Origin of the sequence: Planctopirus hydrillae, assembly GCF_001707835.1 — a bacterium.
GTDB classification, from domain to species: domain Bacteria; phylum Planctomycetota; class Planctomycetia; order Planctomycetales; family Planctomycetaceae; genus Planctopirus; species Planctopirus hydrillae.
In genome coordinates this window covers 49631-67572 of record NZ_LYDR01000159.1, presented here as the reverse complement: position 1 = coordinate 67572, position 17942 = coordinate 49631, and the positions used below count along the sequence as shown (strand labels likewise).

The window sequence follows — 17942 nt, the reverse complement described above, 5'->3', positions numbered from 1 at the left end:
TTGGAACAGTGTCCCCTTGAAGACATGCTGGCACAGGGCTGCTGAGATTGATACTCAGTTTTACCAGTGTGCCTCTCTGTGGGAGGTTTTGACAAGCTCATCGAACACGCATGGCGCGGCTTCTTGTCGTCGTACTCCGTACGACGACCCGGCCACGAGTTGGCCGGGCCACCCGGCGATGAGTTGGCCGGGCCACCCGGCGATGAGTTGGCCGGGCCACCCGGCGATGAGTTGGCCGGGCCACCCGGCGATGAGTTGGCCGGGCCACCCGGCGATGAGTTGGCCGGGCCACCCGGCGATGAATTAGAAAAGTGGCCATGTGAAGACATGCTCGCTCAGAGCAGCGAGGCATGGCACGAAACCCTTGGGGAGTATGGCACATCAGGTTTTGTTGTGTGCTGGTCAACTTTACTTGACGGTGACGACGTACTTTTCGACTGTCGGTTTCAGAGTGCGATCAAAGGTTTGTTTGGATACGAGAATGGTGAGTTCGCCGGGATCGGTGGCTTCGATCTCGAATTCCATCATGAGAGCACCAATCAGGGGATGTCCGTCCCGATAGGTGCTGAGTCTGGTTTGTCGATGGAGTTTTCCTTTGCCGGAGATGGAGGTTTGAATCACTCCGCCGGAGGGTGTGGAACCTGTCACCCGGAGAATACTCCCTTTCTCGACAGTCACGCTTTGCGGGCCATCGAGGACCACCACGTTGACCCAGTCGTCAGGCTTATCGGCCTGGGCAATTTCTACAGCGAATCCAGCCGAGAGAACGCAAACCAGTGCCAGTAGAGTGCCCCACAGGAATTGTTTCATCACGAAGGCTTTCCGATTTCGAGTGATTGTTCTGGTGTCCAATATGTTTCACGTCTCCGTGAGCATACGGATTGGAGGCCAGAACTCCAGACTTCAGTTCTAGGAAAATCAAATTCCTGACGGGTGCGATGAGCTCGCGGGATGGTAAAGAGAATTACAGAGTGGGGAGTACAAAGGTGGCGACGTAGAAGATGACTCCGGTGACCGATGTGAGGACAAGATCGATCATTGAGAGCCAGCCGAGCCTTTTGTGAGTGGTGCTGTAGGCTGAAGGTAGAGCCGGCTTCGCATAGTTCCGCAGGGCACCAATCAGCGTGACCACCCAGAGGATGGGTGTCGAGATGGCAAAAACGAGATGGATACGGAGCAGCCAGGTGGAGCGTCCAATCACTTCGGTGCTGAGTGGTGGTTCGTGGCGATCGACGATGTTCCGCCAGCCCCCCTGAATCCATTGGAGATCGACTTCGAACAGAGTCACGGCCACAAGCAGAATCAGGGCGAGGAGCATCTGCAACTTACGGTGATTCTCGAAGCGGCGGGCTTTGACCTCCACCAGACTCCAGACCATCAGTGGGACGACAATGACGAGTGCCACCACGACAAAGTCGAGCATGAAGGATGTCTGATAGCCGAGAAAACCGCGAGTGAGCATTCAACCTCCGGAGTGTTGGGCTTTTCAGTGACAACCGATCTGGCTGGTCAATCGTCGTTTGAACAAGAATCTTGCTGAACAACAACATTCTGTCGGGGAAACTGGCGATTCGAGCAAGCGGGAAACACCCCAATCAATGCTTTTCGAATAGTCGCAGAGGCGTTTGATGAACCACTCTGTATGTTAGTGCCAATCCCTGGATCCACCAGTTTTCACGACTTGGGATTCGATGGTGGCAGTGGAGGCCCTTCCTGGCGGACAGTCACCTGCAGGGCACTGAGCATTTTGGTGATACGTGCTTCTTTGCCATCAATGAACGGGACGTTGTCGAGCACGAAGGCGCGTGGTTCGGAGCTGGGATGGATAATCAACCGGCCACTCCGCATGAGCAGATATTCGAAGATGTCGTCGATCTCTTTGCTGATCCGCAGGTTGGGAGCGGAGTAGCGTTCGAGATTGCTGAGAAAACCGTGATGATGCAGAAGTTCATTCGAGCGAATTTCCCAGTAATCCATGCGAACGGTGAAGAATACACAGAGATAAATAATTCCCAGGACACCGGCGAAGAGGAAATAGAATGTGGAATTGGCATGTGGCTTGAGTGAATTAAAGAAGCTGGAAACAGCCGGGAGCAGATCCGGGAACTGTCTCATGAGCAGAATGAACCCAAAGACAAAGGCCACAATACAGAAAAAGAGTGTCAGCGATGTCGTGCGTGGGAAGTCGAATGCCAGCACGACGAGGTTGACTCCCAGAATGGCCATGAATGAGAGTGCGAGCGTCGATTGAGTCGGGTTGGCTGCATCTTCCAGAAAGAGGGCAATAAACCCGCAGATGATCGACGCAATAAAGGTGGGGTAGAGCAAAACGATCTTCGGATAGGACATCAGATAGATCGGCTTTGTCGGGTCGAAGTCGCCGTTAGACACGGGAGATCCTTTCCGCAGTGTGTTTGCAGACATGCAGTTTTGCAGGTACCAGCCAGACGTTATTGAGAGAACATTATTCAGCGCACCGTATTGAACGGAAAGGCGGCCCACACCTTGCGAGCTGGCCGGCCGGTCTTCCGTTGAACTCATCCCAATTGCAAAACGCTTCGAGATGAGAATCATTCCTGAAGAACGCGAACAGGCCCCGTGTGGATGACAGTCTTTCTGATGAGGACTTTAGCCGCCCGCGCCCGTCGATTCAATTGCTGATCTGACCTGGGGTTCCCACGATGAATTTCCGCCAGTAATCCGCTGATCTCGAATGGCTTTCGGGGAGGTTGGTGCCCATGAGAGTCGATTTGACAAAACGCTACACGCAAAAAAAATCGTCCAGTGGCTCGCAAGGACACCACTGGACGATCTGTTATGACAGTCAGGCTTGATTGGCTGAGCCGGGCTTAGAAGCCGAATCCACCACCAAATCCACCGAATCCACCACCGCCAAATCCACCGCCGCCGAATCCTCCACCACCAAACCCACCACCGTTACCAAACTGGTCGTTACCGAAGTTTTGGTAAACGTTCTGGTAGAACTCAGGAGCGGCTTCCAGCGAATGCTTGCCTGGGCCGTAGGAAGTTGCCACAAAGGTGCGGTTGTAAGCGTCTGGATTTCCCAGATCTGTCAGAATCTGAGCGACAAGCTGCCGACGATGGTTATCGAGCTCGGGATCAGCGTTGTGCATCGTTCGTTCCACAAGAACCGGGAAGGGTGCACTGCGCATTCTCGAAGCGATTTCGAGAATCTTGTCTTTGCCGTCGGGTGTCAGTTCGGCACTTTCTCCCACAAAGTCACTGTAGTACAGGATGAAATCGGCCGCTTCGGCATTGGTTTCCATCTGGTGGAAGTGGGCTCGATGGACTGTTCCTAAGACATATTGCTCAGGTGTCGTGTTTCGATTGGCTGAATGCCCCCACCAGGATGAAGCACCCGAGCAGAAGCTGCTGCATTTTGTCCCGCAGCCGTTGCAGGAGTTGCAGTCATTGCAAGATTTTTTCCAGCCCCATTTGTTCCCGCCACAGGGCTGGACACCACAGGTGGGATCGTAGGGAGAACTGTTGCAGCCACCTGTTGAACAGGCACCGGTATCGCAGGACCCTGTCTGGCAGCCCGCCGGGCCACAATCAGTCGATTTATGGCCAAACGAGATGCAGCCTGCAGCAATCAGCGGCAATGCAATCAGGCAGCGACTCAGATAAATGTGGAAGGAGCGGAGCATCCCTTCTCCCCTAGCCAGACTGTCACGCGGACAGTCTTTCGGATATTTCTGGCAGATTGTTCAGCAATCAATCGTCGCAGGTGCGATCAATGCCCAACTGCCTTCTTCGTCAACCTTGACTTGATGACTGTCTGTTCTCGCAGGCCGAACAGAGCCAGTATGCGCTACAAAGTATCCAGACAATGCATCGGGTACTTTGATCTCATCTGTACGACTATCGACGACCTGCACCACTTCCTGCGGAACTTGCTGACGGAGCGGAATAACCGCCACGACCGTAAGTATTTCCGGGTTGCCCGGCGTTTTCTGCCTGTTGCATCCCTGTCTGCTGGATTTGCGATGACGGCTGATTTCCTGGATAGCGGCTGCCAGGTGTGTAACCTGACCGGTTTCCTTGAGAGCCATAATTGTTGGAAGAGATTGGTGTCGGCATCAGTGGCGTGCTGGGCCTGGGCTGAGCCGGTCCTGGTGTTGGTGGATAAGCGTGCTGTGGGACAGAATAGCCACCTGGTGCCGGCTGGACTCCCTGATTTGGCCCACTTTGATTCATTCCGCCCGGCTGTGGTCCGACAGGCTGTGGCCCATAGGAGGGGCTGGCTGGCCCGGGATTGAAGTGCTGGTAACCCACGTTTGTCCCATTACTGCCAGAACCATAAGGTGGTACCTGATAATGTCCCGTATCAGGTGTGCCCTCGATGCGGTTGTACCAGAAGAACTCGTGATCGCCGGGATAAGTGACTTCGAAGCCCGGAACAGGAGGAACTTCTTCGGGATCCATGGGCCGCACGATGTCGGGAGTAATCAGGATGAGCAGTTCGTTTTCGTCCTGAGTTTTCTCTTTGCGACTGAAGAGGGCTGGACCAATCTTCGGGATATCTCCCAGGAAGGGAATCTTCGAGATGTTGGTCTTCATCAGGTGAGAATACAAGCCAGCCAGCGCGAGAGTCTGACCCTCACGCATTTCGACAGTGGTATCAATGCGGCGGGCATTGGTACCGGGAATCCCCTGGACCGAGTTCGCCTGGTTCAGATCGCTGTATTCAGCGATCGTCGAAAGGCGGATGAGATCACGATCCAGAACTGTGGGTGTGACGAGCACTGAGGTCCCGAAACCACGGAAGGTCGTGGACTGACCTTGTGCACCGGCAATACCGATAATCGTCGGCACGGCAAATTCACCACCAGCCAGAAAGCGGGCCTGGCGACCACTGAGAACTGTTAAACGTGGTTCCACCAGTATTTTGCCAATGCCGTTCGTCTTGAGCCAATCGAGCAGAATCGAGACGTCGCCGTTATCGAAAATACCACCGAGAGTCGCTGCCCCGCCGGTCAATGAAGATTCAATCAACTGGCTGCCGTTGAAGAGCACCGAAATATCGGCGCCGGCTTTAAACATTTCTGAACGGTTCAGTTCGGCAATACGAACGGTAAGGCTCACCTGGAACTCACCGGGAACTCGCAGCTCATTGATAATGAAACCCGCTGCGAGATCGTTAGATCCTCCAAAGCTATTGCCAATTCCACCGATGGCACCGTTATCAATGGCGCTGGATCCACCACCGAGATCACCGCCCAGACCGCCCAGGAAAGGTTGCGGACCGCCCAGTGAACCTTCCTGATTGATGACTTCACCGCGCACGATACTCAGAATGTGAGCAGCTTCTTCAGCATCGCGGGCCTGTCCGCGGACGACAATCTTGTATGACATGGGGATGAGGTAAACCTTGCTGTTGGGGAACAAGGTCTGCAGTTTCTTTTCGAGCTTGCCATAATCGAGGCGGCGCTGGAAATCGAGAGCTGGATCGCGAATGACTTTCACGAGATAAATGAGTGGCTCTGCGGCACCTTCAAACCAGAGGGTGAGAGTCGTTGTCCCTCGAGAAACCCCGATGATGGAAATTTCTCGTGGTCCGTATTGCACCACGTCGATCACGTTCGGGTCGGCAATGGCAGCACGAATGACGTTGGCACGAGTAACGATCAACTGGCTGCGGCGATGAATGACTTCAAGGTCTTCTTCGGACGAAGGCATTGATTCGATCAGCCGGTGCAGTTGCCGGGCGGTATCTGACTGGTTCGAGTCCTGGACTGTGCGGACTGGTACTGCCCGCTGTGGCAAAGGGAGCGCATTGACTGCAGGGACGGGTTGATACTGCACAGGTTGAATATTGCCACGAGGAATCTGGATTTCACCATTCCGACTGGCAGGCACCTGGTATTGTGTGTTGACGACGGGATATCCATACCCGGCGGGTGACTGTGGATGGGACGGAGAATGCCCCTGATATCGACCTTCGGGCTGGCTCTGAGCTTCGCGAGTATACCCGGCTGGTGCCATTTGCTGCTGCGAATAGGACGCAGAGTGTCCACCAGGGTATTGGGCGAAGCATGTGCCCGTCCCGATAAGACAAAGCAGCAGTGCTCTCAATCCTTGCTGGAGCGATTCTTGCCATGTGGGGCGCAAGAGACCGCTTTCGGTTTGATAACCATCGCGATACAGCTTTGCCCGCGTCGGCCTGTAAACGGTCAACATCCGTGTTGCTCCTGCTCGCTTCAAAAGCATCCTTGCCTTGAAGCAGACATTCACCTTGCCCAGGCAAAAAAAGCTCTCACATTTTCCGCAGTTGAGGATCTGGTCAGAAATGACCAGAAGGAACTCAGCCTGCTGAAGGAAAATGTCTTCGCTTTGTGTCGGGTTTGCCTGAGATATCGTTAGTCAATGTGAGTGCAGACTCTGGGGAGGCGCTCTCACCGTATCATCATGTATCGGCGGTAGAATTCTGACGCCATCAAGCGAAGTGAGTCATGTTCCCCAGTTGCTTTTGTCGTAACGGGCAGAGGCGACACAACTGGGAAAGTCTTCGCAAGCCCCCTTTGTTGCCTGGTTGCCCTGAGCTTGTCCTCCCACCGGCAGTAATGACCGGTGGAAGGAGATTCCAATCTCTGCGGGCTTAAGATTCAGGATGCTGAGGCATCTTTTGCCGCCATGATCCGATTACCACGCGTAATTTGTATCCCGGTTGTAGACGGCCCGGCCGGGGTAGTACCAGGGAGCCCGGTAGGAGTAGTAAGGGAACCGATAGTGACCATGTACCTGATTGCGATGAAACCCGGGGCCGAAGTGGTCAACATAAGGATCGCCGGAAAATGTTGACCGTTCGTTTCCATCGTAATAGTAGGGTGAGCCGATTCGGGCGTCGTAACCACCTGGCTGAAAATACTTGGCTCCCGAAGCATAGCCTGACTGATAATTGGGGCCAGGCAACGCCGGGCTGGGGAGCCTGCCTTGAACCTGACTGTCAGGTGCAAAACCATACGGTGCCGCATAGAGCGATCGATTGGCGTTGGGCCCATAGCCAGCCATGGTTCCCTGACCATTCAGGTAGGGCTGGCCGGCCATTGTCGAGGGATCAACGGGCTGAGCACCGTAGTTGTAAGGAGCAATTCCCGTGGGCGTGGGTTGCGCCACGAACGAACCATTCATCGCAGAACCATAGGCGGCTGGTGGATTAATTGAAATTCCTGCGCCCGCTTGAGGATAGTAATAAGGCGTCGTGCCAGCGGCTCCACCCGAGAAGCCGAAACCATAGTTGGACCAGGAAGCTCCAGGAGCATCCTGAGCCACCAGGGTTGTGAAACTGCCCAGGAGCGTTGCTCCGAGGACGACACCCAGCTTCCTGGTGGTTTTCCAGAACTGGGCCGCCAGCGAAAAGCTTTGCAGCTCTTGGTCTTGTGAGGAATTAGCAGGCAATTCGCTTCCCCTGGCCTGGCAAAACATCGTGATCGGGGCAAGCTTCCAGGGAATCTGCGGCATGTTAAACCTCAATGACCGTGACGAAAAAGACGGCCTGCGGGCGAACCGTCGAAGGATCTCTGATTTCTGACGAGGCAACTATGAATCACAACTGCCACATGTGCCGACGATACGTCATGAGTCGCGATATTTTCCTGCAGTTCAGATGACCTCTGCTCCTGATGGAAAGATCACGAAAGAAAGTGCGCATTGGCAATTTTTGCCGACAAACACTCCCACAGCGAATCTGACTGTAGAATCAGCGAGCAGAGGTGAGGGATCACTGATCGCTGGCTGGCTGCAGTTTCTGACCAGGATGGATCTGGTTGGCCGACAGGTTGAAACAACCTTTCACACAGGCAGGAAGCATTGTTATGTCGGGCATTGTTGTTCAAGTCGCCCTGGCGGCCGTCATGCAGGTGGGTCAACCAGCTCCCCAGGAAACTCCGGGGATTCCTGTCATTCCTCAGGCTTACCAGCAGTACGGCTTTGGCGGACAGGCTGAAACTCGCCATCCTTACGACACGCAGCAAAACTGGGTGCACGGCTATTTTCAGGAAATTCCTGCCTATCGCGGTCATGCACTGTTTCGCCCCTACAACTACAAACATGTGTTGTCCCAGTCGCAGACGGCTGGTGGCTGGGGAATGAATCCGAATCTGGCTTACTCTCAGCAGTTCTGGCATCGCTACCAGGATCAGGCCACGATGCTGAAGATGTCCCAGACGGGACCGCAGGGTCTACCCAGTACCGGGTCGTTCCCTGGATATGTGGCCTCGCCCATGCCACCTGTGGATGGTTCGCTGTATCCAGTCTCGTATGCACCGGAGTATTCGCCACAGGCTGGGTATACCCCAGCAGTTCCCTATCAATATCAGGCTGCACCGGTAATGCAGATGGCACCGGCACCTGGTGGTTATCCAGTCATGGGGTCTCAACCACCTGCTGGTGCTCCGGTGACCTATTATGAGCTTCAGGAGCATCTGGGTTCACCAGTTGTGCCCGCCGGGAGCTATGCTCCTGCTTCATCCATACCATTTAGCAGCGGGCCGATTCCAGTCAACAATGGGCCAATGCTTCCTTTACCACCGTCGAGCCGTTAATCCGCTCGGTTGAACCCCATGATCGATTGCAAGCCATCTGGTGAACGTGAGCCAGGTGGCTTTTTTGTTGATTGAGGTGACCTGGTATGGAGCCAGCCAGTGGCCAAAGATCAAGAGCGTTCCGCGATGAGGCTGGTTGTTGATTGCACACCAATTATGTACGGACTCGCCCTCATCCCGGCCTTCTCCCGTCGGAACGGGAGAAGGGGTAAGAAACCCTCGCCCGCGTCCTCGTGGGAGAGGGTGGCACGGAGTGCCGGGTGAGGGTCTTTCCAATCGATATGCCTCAATCACAAGGGCTGCCGCAGGAGCGCCGATTGACTGCCAGTAGCCAGGAGCATCACCCGATAACGCTGCTCGTACATTGTACGCCAAACCTGTTCGAGCTTGCCCTCATCCCGGCCTTCTCCCGTCGGAACGGGAGAAGGGGTTAGAAACCCTCGCCCGCGTCTTCGTGGGAGAGGGTGGCACGGAGTGCCGGGTGAGGGTCTGGCCGATGGGTATGCAAGAGTCACCAAGGCTACCGCAGAGGCGCCGATTGTTGGCCTGTGGCCAGAGATGACAAGCATTACGCGATGGGGTCGCTCGTTGATAGAACGTCCAATACGTACGGACTCGCCCTCATCCCGGCCTTCTCCCGTCGGAACGGGAGAAGGAGTAGACAACCCTCGCCCGCGTCTTCGTGGGAGAGGGTGGCACGAAAGTGCCGCGTGAGGGTCTTTCCAATCGATATGCCTCAATCACAAGGGCTGCCGCAGGGGCGCCAATCGACTGCCATTTGCCAGAGATGAAAAGCATCGCGCGATGAAATCTCTGGTGGATTGTTCGCCCCATACGTTTGAACTCACCCTCATCCCGGCCTTCTCCCGTCAGAACGGGAGAAGGGGTAAGAAACCTCGCCCGAGCCGTCTCAAGCATTTCCAAAATTCTGCAGGCGCCAAAGGAACGTCTCAGGAACTACTTGAGAGGCGCCAGAATTCCGTCCAGTCGTTTCCAGGCATCGATACGGGCCTGCTTATTGGCATCGCTGGCATCGGGGGCTTCACCAGCTCGCATGAATCCATGACCTGCCCCCTTGTAAAGCACGGGGTCATAGACTTTGCCAGCTTCTTTCATACCGGCTGTCGAACCGGCAATCGTCGCATTCACCCGGGCATCGTTCTCGCCATAGAAGCCATACACAGGTCCCTGGATTCGGGCCAGATCTTTAGCTTCCGTCGGCCCTGTCCCATAGAAGGGGCAGAAGGCTTCAATCCCCTCGACGTTGGTGGCGAGACGAAATGTCTGTCCGCCACCCCAGCAGAAGCCAATGACCACGACTTTGCCATTCGCAGCGGGTAGAGCTTTGGCATACTCGATCACCCCTTTCAGATCGGCTGTGATCTGATCGGGCGGCAGGGCCGAAATCGCTTTGCGAACACCATCGCCTCCACCGAGTGAAGCCGTCCCCTTGCCATCGGGCCCACTCCCTGAAAGCAGATCGGGAGCGATGGCAATCACACCGCGTTCTGCCAGTTGATCGGTCACACCCCGCACCCAGTCCGAAAGACCGAAGATCTCATGGATGACAATGACCACCGGGGCTTTCTTGCTCACTTCCGGAAAGGCAATAAACGAATTCACCTTTCGCGAGCCCGCCGGAATTTCCACATATTCCAGATGCCGGGGAGAATCTTCCAATCGTTTGAGTGCCCACTCCTGAGCCTGAGATGTTTCCATCGTGGCCAACCAGCCACAGGCGAGCAGAACTGCAGCCGATAACCGAACGAGTGTCTGAGACATGGTCATTCTCATCTCCTTCCAATTTCTCTGTAGGGATCTGTCAAGAGACGACAAGCCCTGCTGGGCTGTCAGCAAGGCTTGCCGTGGAATCCATCCTTAACTCAATCACGAGATCGCGTTTCACGATTGAGTAGTGTCTTGGCGGCGTAAGACCCTTACTTTTCACAACAACTGACGTACATACGCCGCCACACTCACCTGAAATCAGGACTACGGGCCCACAATCTGCAGCCCGGGAATCGCAGCCTTCAATTCATCCAGGCCTCCACCACTCAGCATGATGCAGTTATTGACAGACAGCTTCTTGAGCTTCTTCAGAGCAGCCAGTTCCTTCAATGTTGCATCGGTCACTTCTGTCTGTGACAAATTCAATTCGGTCAGCTCACCGAACCCGGCAATCGTTTTGGCGGCTGCATCAGTAATGCGGGTCTGCTCCAGATTTAACGCCTTGAGTTTCTTCAGCTCTCGAATCGATTCGATCCCTGCATCAGACGTCGTTGTGGCCCACAGGCTCAAATCTTCCAGTGAGGTCAGCCCCCCTAAGTTTTTCACTCCATCATCACCAAAAATCCCCTCGGTGAGATCGAGCTCCACCAGATTCTTCAGCCCACTCACAGCCTCCAGCCCCGGGTCTGTACACAACGTATCCCGCAGCAACAACCGGCGCATTTTGGGCATGTTCTTCACCACCGCCAGGCCATCGTTCTTGATGCGCGTGCGGCGTACATGCAGCTCTTCCAGATTGGTCAATCCGCCCAGCTTGATCAGCCCTTCGCTGGTCAGTCTCGTATCGTCCAGTTCCAGAATGCGGAGCGTCTTCGTATCCGCCAACTGGCTCAGACCGGCATCGGTAAAGTTCTCGCCCCACACATTGAGCTTTTGCAGGTTCGGGAGTTTAGCAATCAGCGGGAGCGATGCATCTGTGACTCGAGTCGCCTGCAGACGCAGATCGCGCAGTTGAGACAGTCCGGCCAGCGACTTCATTCCTTCATCAGTCACATTCGTAAATCGCAAGTCGAGTGCTCGCAATTTCGCCAGCTTCGAGAGATGGACCAGAGCCGGGTCGAGAATGTTTGTCCGCCGGAGATACAGCACTTCCAGGTTCGGAAAGCTCGCCAGCACCTCAGCTCCGGTATCTGTCAGTTGTGTGTTCTCCAAACCCAGCACAACCAGACTGGTCAGTGGCTTCAACAGCAGCACACCTTTGTCCGTAATCTTGGGGCCTTCGAGCCGCAATTCGGTGAGATGAGTTAATTTGGCCACGAGTGCCAGATCATCATCTCCAATCGAAGTTTCTGCAGCCGTCTCTCCTTCACCGGCGACCTTCGTCCCCTTGACGGTAAAATCCGCCTTGATGACATGCCCATTGGCATCCACTGTCAGCAGACCACTTCTGGCACGCAACTGTTCAATCAACTTCGGATCATCGGGTGGTGAGGCTTGTTCGCTGGTTGCCGATGTCGGTGCCGAAGGCGGTGCACTGGGACAGCCCGACAATGTCACCATCGTCAGCAGCAGCGAAGCCCCGGCCAGTAATTTCGTATGTGCCAGCCTGGTGGGGCTGACCCGGGAAGCGAGTGAGGATCTACAGCAGGCAGTGCGGTTCAAGTCGTCGAGGCGGCAAATCATTTCGATAACAATCCCTGCGAAAGCGGTCAGTTGAATCAATTACCCATCAAGGAAAGTTTACCCGAACGTCCAGCCTCTCGCGCCTCTCCTCAACAAGGAATTCACCGCTGGGAAATCATTTTCCGTGGGCCGGAAAGTCCATACACCCTGTGATCAAGGGGTTACAGGCATCTTCAGGAAGGCTTTTCGTGTGGGAATGAGAACTGGCTCTGGCTTCACTCTGCGAATTCCTGATGAACATCTGGCTGGCCACTTCGACAGATGGTTATGATTTGCAAAGCTGCCTTATCCTGATCGCTCGCCCATAACTCACTGAATTCTTCCCGAAACCTCACTGAGCAAAGGTTGTTTCATGTCGATTCTCGACCGCTCCACATTTTTCATCAAAGAGCATGTGGGCATGATGAAACTGGTCGATCGCTACGATATCCACGACCCGGACACTGACGAAAAAATTGGCTTCGTCGAAGAACAGCCGGGGCAGCTTGTGACTTACCTTAGGCTGTTAGTGAATAAGCAGCTCATGCCGACCACCATTGTCGTGAGCGATCTCACCGACAACGGTGTTCTCTTCATCATTCACCGTGGGGTGTCGTTTTTCCGACCCAAAGTGACTGTCAAAAGCCCGCAAGGTGAAATGATTGGTTACTTCCGGGCCAAGCTCTTTTCACTGGGGGGCGGCTTTTTACTTTTCGATGCCAACGATCAGCAGGTCGGCGATGTCAAAGGGGATTGGAAAGGCTGGAATTTCAAACTGCTCAGTACCTCTGGCGAAGAGCTGGGGACTGTCACCAAAAAATGGGCTGGCATGGCCAAGGAAATCTTTACCTCGGCAGATAACTACATCGTCGCACTGAGCCCCACGATTCAATCCAATCGCAGCCTCGCCACGTTACTGCTGGCTGCCGGCCTGGCGATCGATACGGTCTTTAAAGAAAGCAAAAATTAGCCGCTCAACCATCGCTGAATGTCAATTGCAAAGTGCCATGCATCGCGGCCTTAAGCGAGCATGCCTGATGCATTCTTGGCTATGTTTGACATCAAAGCCTACTTTGTCCTCCCGCTTGAGCTGGCACCGCTTTCCTGGAAAATCAGTGCGCGGTGTTGATTGCGAGATCATGCTTGCCCAGAGCTGCAAGCATAGCACAAATAGTGATCTTGTTTCACGGGAAGGTTATGGCACCGCGCTTGTGAAAAGGATCCGCAACCGGTTCGTATCCCATCAATGAAACAAGGCCACCGGGAATTCCTCCCGATGGCCTTGTATTCGATTCAGACTGCCAGTTGATTATGGCGAGAAGGGATTGCCCGGCGATACGTTGTATCCCCGTGGGAAGGTTGGGTTCGGGAAAGCCGAACTGAATTCGAAGTTGGCGGCAGAGAAGTCCAGGAAGATGCCCTGAGGAATCCCGCCCGTGATGAAACTGTTCGATGTATCGAGGTTGCCGTTGTCCTGAACCTGGAAGAGTTGCACAAAACGTGTCTCTTGAGGGCCAGTTCCAGAGCCATAATCAAGCAGGAATTCGTAGTTTTCGATGGCGAATGCGGTGCCGTTATTAATGCTGTTCCCCGTGTTGTTGAAGAATCGCAGATCCATTTGAGCGGTGTCGTCGAGCACTACGGTATCGAGTGCAGGGCCCCCAACCGCCGTCGATGGAGGCTTCGCGACTGCGGGACCTCCGACCGAAACAGTCTTGATAAATGACTCAGTGCGGAAGTCCGATAGGAGGTTGCCCGTGAACACGTTTCCATTGCCCGAACCATCAGCACCACCGACATCCGCCGTGAGCCTTGAATCAGTGCTGATGCGGATGAACAGTCCATCCCCCTCAAGACCATTCTGACCATTGAACCGGACATTATTGTTGGTGAAGGTGAGTTCAGACTGGTTGGTGGCCGTCAGATTCATGAACTGGCTGTAAGCATTGTTCCCAATTGTTGTTCCAACGGGGCTACCGCCAGGTCCGAACACACCGTTGGCAGTCCCTTGCCCAACCAAGACTTGATTGGGATCGAACGGCGTGGCGACGGGTGCGGTGGGCTGCGGGAAGTTACCTTGGATCTGGTTGAAGCCAGTGTTTCCAGCATTGGCGTTGAATAGCACACCGTTACCACCGTTGTTCTCGATGGTCGTGCTATCGATCGTGAACCCGCCGCCGAACGCGGCTGTGTTGAAGTTGCGGCCACGCAGGTCGAATTCGATCCCTTCGTCTCCGTTGCCACCGATCACTGTTCCGTTACCGATATTGGCACCCATGAATCCAATGAGAGCCGCGTTCTTGGCCTCTTGACTTCGAGTGACAAGACTAACACCGTCCAATCCGTTGTTGAGGATGTCGGCATTATTCAAGGTAAGGAACCCGCTGCCAGAGGTTCCCGTGATGGATCCAGTCAAGTTTTGGCCCAGCACCATCTGGACGCCATCGCCGCCGTTGTTTTGAACCACGGTGTCGAGACCGCCCGTTCCCACATTGATTTCGCTACTTCCGAAGTTGAATACGTTTGCCCGGATACCGTCACGGCCGTTGCCCAAGGCTGGCGTCGCCCCACCGATCGTCGCGTCCACAACGGTTAGAACGACATCCCCAGTGGAAGCGTCAATGCCAATACCATCGAGCGTGTTGCTTTGGATGAGTGTCTCGTCGCCACCAACGGCCCCGTTGCCAACCACTAGCAGGTCGAAGATACCTTGGGCGTCGACTGCTATGCCCGAACCTGTGTTGTTCGAGATTGTCGTCGGGCCATTGAAGGCGGAGATCTGGGCGAAGATGTCAGATTCGACGCCGATATTATCGTCTGCCAGGAAGCTGAAGCCATTGTTTCCGTTCTGCGTGACCGTGACGTTGTCGAAGACCGACCTGGTCGCAGTGGCCGAATCGCCGAAGAACGAACCATTCAATGTTGTGACGTTGATACCACTCTGAACGTTCTGGCTGAACGTTGAAGTGATCACTGTCGCGACCAGCACCGCATCCGCGTTACCAACGGTTTCTAAGCCATTGCCGGTGTTGAGGTTAGCCAGAGTGTTGCTGATGTTGAGCGCGTTCGGTGTACCCGAAAGCGGCTGGTTGGGATCGGTGTTGTCGCTACCGGTGTAGTTGAACGCGATCCCGTCGTCACCGTTCTGCGAATAAGTCGACAATCGGGTGTTAGTCAGGTTGGTATCGGTAACACTGACCGTCATCAGCGAGGCGTCAGACCGGTTGATCTGGAGACCGTCTCCAGCATTCTGAACCGCCGAGACTTCATCGAAGATCCCTGTGACCTGTGCGGTAAGTGATGAGTTGACCACCGCACCGATGGCGTTGTTACTCAAGCTCGACTGGTTGCCGACGGGCAGTGGCGCCACATTGAACAGAGGATCGTTGGGGCTGGAGATCTGGAACGCCAGATCCGACGTGTCTGTCGCACTGGCCGTGAATCCGTTGCCGCCGTTTTGATTGCTAGTGAGGTTTTCGAAGAACGCGACGATCGAGGAGTTATCGACCAGATCGATGTCCACACCATCGCCCGTGTTGCCACCCAATATGCCGTTACCGGTGATGTCCCGCTGGCTTTGGAAGTTCATCAGGCCTTCGTCGCTACCCGTGATGGCGATGCCCGCCACAGCGTTCTGGATTGCAATGTTGTCGAACGAGGCGACCTGCATGATCGGCGCGCCCAAGTCGCCGTCGGTCGCATACAGGAAGCCGTTCTGGTTGGCGGAAGCGGTGTTCCCCGTAACAACGATTGGATTGGCGGGCGTCCCCACTGTAGCAGTGCCGTCCTGAGTGATGGCGAAGCCATTCCTGTTGCCCGAGGCATTATTGTTGATAACGGTGGCGGCTAGGACGGTTGTCCCAGAGGCTTCGAGCAGCATGCCGGAGTCCTGGTTCCCTGTGAACTGGTTGCGTGCCACAGTTGGATCAGCAGATCCGATAAACAGGTTGGCTGTTCCTGCGATCCCCTCGAAGTGCAGCCCATTCGAATCCGTTGCCGGTATGCCATCACCATTGTTGGCGAAGGTATTAGCGAAAATGTTCGCGTCAATATTCCCACCGGCACCAGTGATTTCTAGGGCTAGGCCATCGCCATTGTTCTGCGAGAAGACGTTATCGGAAATCGCGAACCCGTTGGCCGGATTATTGAAGTTGATATCGCCACCATTGGCAGTCAGTACAAAGCCGTCATCGCCGTTACGAGAGGCTCCGATGGTACTGTTTCCAGAGATCACCCCCTGGAGCTGTCCACCACCATTGGACTGCATCTGGAAGCCATCGTCGCCGTTGCCAAAGGCGAAGTTATCCGTCACAGCCACTTCGAGTGGCCCAGACGTATCGATGAAGGCACCATCGGCTGAGTTGTTGCGGAATGTGTTCTCAGAGAAGGTGCTGCTGGCTGTTCCCGTTCCTGTCAGATTGTTGAGCAGGACACCATTCAGACCACCACTGAGAACGTTACGGTCAACGCGGACATCCTGATTATTGATACCGGCAATGCCATTGGATCCTGGCTGTGCCTGAATATCAAAACCGGAGATGTCAAACCGTACGTCACCGGTTGTGAGAGTGACCACATCACCAGGTGTGGTGTTCGTCAGGACTGGCAGTGCCCCGCCTGTGAAGCCGGGCATCTGGAACGTCCCGCCGCCCTGCGAAGGAGCAATCGCGACCGTGTGGGTCACACTGGTGCTCCACAGCCGCTGGGTATCACCACCAGCCGCCGGGTTGATCAGCGTAATTCCTGTGTTCAGATTGGTGCTCGTCCCATCAGCCCGTGGACGGACGTAGATGAAGTCGACATCACCTTTGTTTGCCTGCAAAGCGGTATAGTTCGCCAGACTGCTGAACTGGTCTTCGAACGTACCATTCCCCGGCCCGACCAGATTGGGGTCGATGTGCGAAACGAAGTAAGGGTTACCATCTTCCGGATCGATGGCAAATTCCTGCGAAACCAGCAGACGTTCCTGCACAGTCACGCGATAGTTACGCATGACGGGATCACGCAGCCTGTCGCGAACGCGTTTCTCCCGGGCCCATCGGCTGGGGAAACCATTCGGAATATCAGCAATCACCTGGATTTGAGCGTTCGTGCCAAAGGTATGGTCGTCTGTGAGCGTGACGTTGATCGTGAGATCTTCGTTCACTCGCTGCTGGAACCGACCACTCACACCCGTAAAGCTGCCGACATCGGTGTTCGCGTAATAGTACATTCCCACATAGCCGCTCATACCGTAGCGACCAAGGATCGGGAATGGTCCACCGACTTCTGTATCAAAGCCGTTATAGGCACTGTCTACCGAGCGACCACGATTCAACAGAATAAAGTTATCCTGGAATCCGGCTGCCCCGAGAATCTCATTGGAGATTTCCTCATTCTGTTCAACGGGCAAATAACCGTTTACGCGCCAGTCAAAGTATCGGCCAATCGACTCGAAGCTCACGCCGAACTGATTGAATGCCTTACGGTGACCGTTATCAAAGTCGTACCAGCCCGAGATACCAAAAATGCGATCCAGCTCTGGAACAAACTGCCGATAGCCCACACCGACGTTCGCACCACCTTTACCGCCATTGGTCATCAGACCACGGATGTCAGTAAAGATCAGTGAGTTCTCATCACGGAAGAAGGGCAGGAACCCGCCAACGCTGGTGTAGCCTTCGTCGTACCCGTAAAGCTGACCGCCACGGGCATCGACGCGGAAGATGGGATTAAAAATCTCATCCACACTCCGGAAACCAGGTGGCACCTGATTGCCGGGTGTCCGGGCGACACCATAAGGAGCAGGTTCTGGCAGAGGAGCCGAGAATGTGGCCACCCCCGGAGCTTCTGTGCTGCTAGTCTCGGGTGAGAAATCATCCGAGAGTCGAACCGTTCCGCTCTCCTGCGCCTGGGCTTGTCCGGCAACAGCGCCGCACACTGCCAAACCACACAGGAATCGTTTCGTTAAAACGTTCATCGGCTGCTCCAGCATCCTGCCAGATCGAG

General features: G+C 54.9%; 13 protein-coding genes. 2 read left to right on the top strand and 11 right to left on the bottom strand.

Translation table 11 applies throughout. The features are described 5' to 3' along the window. Positions 1–97: 97 nt before the first annotated feature. From A6X21_RS24170 to A6X21_RS23360, 7 genes are all read right to left on the bottom strand, one after another. On the bottom strand, positions 98–319 hold the full coding sequence (locus A6X21_RS24170) for a hypothetical protein (protein WP_110766523.1): 222 nt from the start codon (positions 317–319) through the stop codon (positions 98–100). Between the two features lie 89 nt (positions 320–408). Next, complete coding sequence (locus tag A6X21_RS23385; RefSeq protein WP_068853497.1) at positions 409–810, bottom strand: hypothetical protein; 402 nt, start codon at positions 808–810, stop codon at positions 409–411. A 154-nt stretch (positions 811–964) separates the two neighbouring features. Then, positions 965–1462 carry a DUF420 domain-containing protein gene (locus A6X21_RS23380; RefSeq protein ID WP_068853495.1) on the bottom strand — a complete coding sequence of 166 codons (498 nt, stop codon included), beginning with the start codon at positions 1460–1462 and terminating at the stop codon, positions 965–967. Between the two features lie 212 nt (positions 1463–1674). Beyond that, entirely contained in the window at positions 1675–2391 is a 717-nt protein-coding gene (locus A6X21_RS23375; RefSeq protein ID WP_083233871.1) for a hypothetical protein, read from the bottom strand. Positions 2392–2849: 458 nt separating this feature from the next. Continuing rightward, positions 2850–3668: a hypothetical protein gene (locus A6X21_RS25075; protein ID WP_068853493.1), complete on the bottom strand. Its 819-nt coding sequence runs from the start codon at positions 3666–3668 to the stop codon at positions 2850–2852. 214 nt (positions 3669–3882) lie between these two features. After that, a complete protein-coding gene (locus A6X21_RS23365) occupies positions 3883–6201 on the bottom strand; it encodes a secretin GspD/PilQ domain-containing protein (protein WP_068853534.1) in 2319 nt (772 codons plus the stop codon). Positions 6202–6663: 462 nt separating this feature from the next. After that, complete coding sequence (locus tag A6X21_RS23360) at positions 6664–7482, bottom strand: hypothetical protein (protein WP_068853492.1); 819 nt, start codon at positions 7480–7482, stop codon at positions 6664–6666. 353 nt (positions 7483–7835) lie between these two features. On the opposite strand from A6X21_RS23360, the gene A6X21_RS23355 reads away from it, so the two are divergent. Continuing rightward, positions 7836–8564: a hypothetical protein gene (locus A6X21_RS23355; protein WP_068853490.1), complete on the top strand. Its 729-nt coding sequence runs from the start codon at positions 7836–7838 to the stop codon at positions 8562–8564. 621 nt (positions 8565–9185) lie between these two features. On the opposite strand, the gene A6X21_RS24480 is transcribed toward A6X21_RS23355, so the two are convergent. The 3 genes from A6X21_RS24480 to A6X21_RS23345 all read right to left on the bottom strand — a co-directional run bounded on the left by A6X21_RS24480 (position 9186) and on the right by A6X21_RS23345 (position 12014). Then, positions 9186–9482 carry a hypothetical protein gene (locus A6X21_RS24480; protein WP_131818523.1) on the bottom strand — a complete coding sequence of 99 codons (297 nt, stop codon included), beginning with the start codon at positions 9480–9482 and terminating at the stop codon, positions 9186–9188. A gap of 39 nt (positions 9483–9521) precedes the next feature. Further along, positions 9522–10352: a dienelactone hydrolase family protein gene (locus tag A6X21_RS23350; protein WP_083233869.1), complete on the bottom strand. Its 831-nt coding sequence runs from the start codon at positions 10350–10352 to the stop codon at positions 9522–9524. A 204-nt stretch (positions 10353–10556) separates the two neighbouring features. Further along, on the bottom strand, positions 10557–12014 hold the full coding sequence (locus A6X21_RS23345) for a leucine-rich repeat domain-containing protein (RefSeq protein ID WP_068853487.1): 1458 nt from the start codon (positions 12012–12014) through the stop codon (positions 10557–10559). 313 nt (positions 12015–12327) lie between these two features. Between A6X21_RS23345 and A6X21_RS23340 the strand changes: the two genes are divergently transcribed. Continuing rightward, a complete protein-coding gene (locus A6X21_RS23340) occupies positions 12328–12924 on the top strand; it encodes a phospholipid scramblase-related protein (RefSeq protein WP_068853485.1) in 597 nt (198 codons plus the stop codon). A 339-nt stretch (positions 12925–13263) separates the two neighbouring features. Here A6X21_RS23340 and A6X21_RS23335 read toward each other — a convergent pair whose 3' ends face one another. Then, the gene (locus A6X21_RS23335) at positions 13264–17913 is read right to left on the bottom strand and encodes a hypothetical protein (protein ID WP_131818522.1); all 4650 of its coding nucleotides are present in this window, start codon (positions 17911–17913) and stop codon (positions 13264–13266) included. Positions 17914–17942 lie beyond the last annotated feature (29 nt).